Consider the following 2,402-nt stretch of genomic DNA (forward strand, 5'->3'; position numbering starts at 1 on the left):
ATTAACGATGTTCCCATTCAAGAGTCTGAACGAAAATTTCGGTGGGAGCGCAAACCAGTATGAACAAGCAGCAGCTAATCGTGGAGCTTCAAACGCATGGGCTGAAGCTGACCCATGAAACGGGAGCCGCCGGACGCAAAGGCGGTGCGGGACCGTCCGATCACAAAGCGGTCACAGTGGACGGCACGACGGTCATGGTGCCGATTTACAACAGCCCTGCGGCTCAGTCGCCGTACACGATCGCAACCGACGAGGCGACCCATCAACTGCTGTTGCAGTTGGAACAAGACACGATTGGCTCCAGCACGGCGATCGCGCCGATCCAGTTTCCCCAGCAGCCAGCGTTTTACAGCCTCACGACCGCAGACGGCGTTCCCTACTCAAAGATTGCCCTGCTGCACAGCCGCGACGTATTAGCAACCACGGTGCTGCAAACCTGCATGCGCTATACCGATCCCGCGACCGCTTGCCAGTTTTGCGCGATCGGTCAGTCGCTAGAGGCGGGTCGGACGATCGCGCGGAAGACGCCTGCCCAACTGGCAGAAGTCGCAGAAGCCGCCGTGCGACTCGATGGCGTCAAGCACATGGTAATGACGACGGGAACGCCAAACACCAGCGATCGTGGAGCCGCGTACCTGACCGAGTGCGCCAAAGCAATTAAAGCCAGGGTCAATCTTCCCCTGCAAGCCCAGTGCGAACCGCCGGATGATTTCGTCTGGTTCGATCGAATGAAAGCCGCTGGAATTGACAGCTTAGGAATGCACTTGGAAGCCGCCGACCCACGGGTTCGCGCAGCCATCATGCCTGGGAAAGCAACGGTGCCTGTGGAGTATTACTTTGAGGCATTTGCTGCCGCCGTCAACGTGTTTGGCTGGGGACAGGTGAATACTTACTTGCTAGCGGGGTTGGGAGATAGTTTAGAAACGCTGTTAGAGACCTGCGATCGCCTGATTCAACTGGGCGTTTATCCCTTCGTGGTGCCCTTTGTTCCGATTACGGGTACCCCACTTGCCCATTACCCCGCTCCCAAAAGCGACTTTATGTTCGCGCTGTATGAGCAGGTTGGTGCCTTGCTCAATCAAGCCGGAATGTCATCGGCTGATATCAAAGCAGGTTGCGCAAAATGCGGTGCGTGTTCGGCAATTTCTAGCTTTGAGGGGCGCGATCGACAGCCCGTCTAGAGTCTGCGTTCTACTTCCTATCGTTCGCGTCTGAACCATCATGTCTTACCAATTTAAATTGGCAACGGCTCCTGAGGAAGTCGCTGCTTACTTTTCCCTGCGTCGCTCCATCTTTGCTGAAGAACAGCAGCTATTTGAGGGGGATGACAGCGATGACATTGATTCCATTGCTTACCCGATCGTGGCGCTGGCAGCCAATACTCAGCAGGTCGTCGGCGTTGTGCGAATATATCAAGTCGAACCGGGCGTCTGGTATGGTGGCAGGCTGGGCACCCATCCGGACTACCGCCGAGGTTGGCAAATTGGTAAGGGACTGATTTATAAAGCGGTCACGACTGCCAACACTTGGGGCTGCAAACAGTTCCTTGCCACGGTGCAATTGCAGAACGTGCGCTTTTTTCAGCGGCTGCACTGGCAGTCCCGCCAAGAGATCACCGTCTGCGATCGACCGCATCACTTAATGGAAGCAGATCTCAGCTTTTATCCCCCTAGTGCAGAACTCCGTCCGATGCTGTCCTTGCAAGCAAGAGAGGCTTCCTGATGCTGGCGTCACTGGTGGCACACCTCCAACAATCGCTTAATCTGCTGCAAAAGCAAGACATTCAGACGGCGGCGCAAGCGTTAAGCGCTGGTAGATGGGCGGAGTCTACTACTTTAGTGGGCGACGACTGTGCGGCAATTCCCGACGGAGACGGCTATCTGCTGTTGGCGGCAGAGGGAATGCTGCCTCAACTGGTCGAAACCGACCCGTGGTTTGCAGGCTGGTCGGCAGTCATGGTGAACGTTAGCGATATCTACGCGATGGGTGGGTCGCCGATCGCCGTAGTCGATGCGCTGTGGAGCCAGTCTACCAGCAGCACTGCCGCCATTTGGGCAGGCATGAACGCTGCTGCCCAAGCCTACAACGTACCGATCGTCGGTGGACACACGAACTGCCATAGTCCTTACACAGCGCTATCGGTCTCGATTCTGGGACGCGCAAAGCGCCTGATCACTAGCTTTGCGGCTCAACCGGGCGATCGACTGCTGGTGGCAACGGATTTTCGCGGCAAGCCGCATCCAAACTACCCGTTTTGGAATGCCGCAACCGCTGCCGATCCCGTACAACTGCGCCAAAACCTGGCGATTTTGCCGCATCTGGCTGAGACGGAACTCTGCGATGCGGGTAAAGACATCAGCATGGGAGGCATTCTGGGAACGCTGCTGATGCTGCTGGAAACG

3 protein-coding genes are annotated in these 2,402 nt (G+C 56.6%); all 3 read left to right on the top strand.

Translation table 11 applies throughout. The features are described from left to right. Nucleotides 1-59: 59 nt before the first annotated feature. Nucleotides 60-1,181, top strand: coding sequence for an MSMEG_0568 family radical SAM protein (locus tag H6F43_RS20805; protein WP_190345062.1), 1,122 nt, complete (start codon nt 60-62; stop codon nt 1,179-1,181). Between the two features lie 40 nt (nt 1,182-1,221). Then, nucleotides 1,222-1,722, top strand: coding sequence for an MSMEG_0567/Sll0786 family nitrogen starvation N-acetyltransferase (locus H6F43_RS20810; protein WP_190345064.1), 501 nt, complete (start codon nt 1,222-1,224; stop codon nt 1,720-1,722). Next, nucleotides 1,722-2,402: sll0787 family AIR synthase-like protein (locus H6F43_RS20815; RefSeq protein WP_190345066.1), on the top strand; the 681-nt coding region annotated here is incomplete at its 3' end. The genes H6F43_RS20810 and H6F43_RS20815, both read left to right, overlap by 1 nt.

The sequence above is a fragment of the Leptolyngbya sp. FACHB-36 genome, from assembly GCF_014695955.1.
In the GTDB taxonomy this organism is placed as follows: Bacteria; Cyanobacteriota; Cyanobacteriia; order Leptolyngbyales; family Leptolyngbyaceae; genus FACHB-36.